Source organism: Streptococcus penaeicida, assembly GCF_002887775.1.
Lineage (GTDB): Bacteria > Bacillota > Bacilli > Lactobacillales > Streptococcaceae > Streptococcus > Streptococcus penaeicida.
Genome location: NZ_LOCM01000041.1, coordinates 1 through 542 on the forward strand (window position 1 = coordinate 1; position 542 = coordinate 542).

Here is a 542-nt window from a genome sequence, read left to right on the forward strand (position 1 = left end):
TGGAAATTTATTGAAAGCTCTATCGAGCATTCTACTTATCTGTTCAAGATTAGGACTCATAGATAAATCATATGATATGATTTCATTTGTGTTCATATCTAAACAGGCGATATGTAACACTTCCCCATGAAAAATTAAACTGAGATACATCTGTTGTCCACTTTTGTAAAGGCGCAGTTGTGCTAAGTTTCTAGCAATGATATTGTCGGCAATCTTTCCTACCTCACCCTTATAGGAATGGTATTTTTCCTTTGGACGTTTGCCTAATAAGCCTTCTTTATGCATGAGACGTTGAACTCTCTTATGGTTCACCTTGTATCCACGATTAATCAGTTCTTGATAGACTCGTCTAACGCCATATCTACTTTTATTTGACTCAAAAATACTTTTGATTTCGTTAAGTAAATCTTCGTTTCTTAACGCAACAGCATCTATCTTGCCAATCTCGAAATAATAAGTTGACTTAGCTAAGTTTACTGCTTTGAGAAGATATTTTATGTGATATCCTTTTTCTTTAAGTTCCTTGACGATTGCCGCTTTTT

Annotated in this window: 1 protein-coding gene; it reads right to left on the bottom strand. The window is 34.5% G+C overall.

From position 1 onward, the window contains the following. On the bottom strand, window positions 1–542 hold a 542-nt coding region (locus AT575_RS10085; RefSeq protein ID WP_129587080.1), incomplete at both ends, for an IS3 family transposase.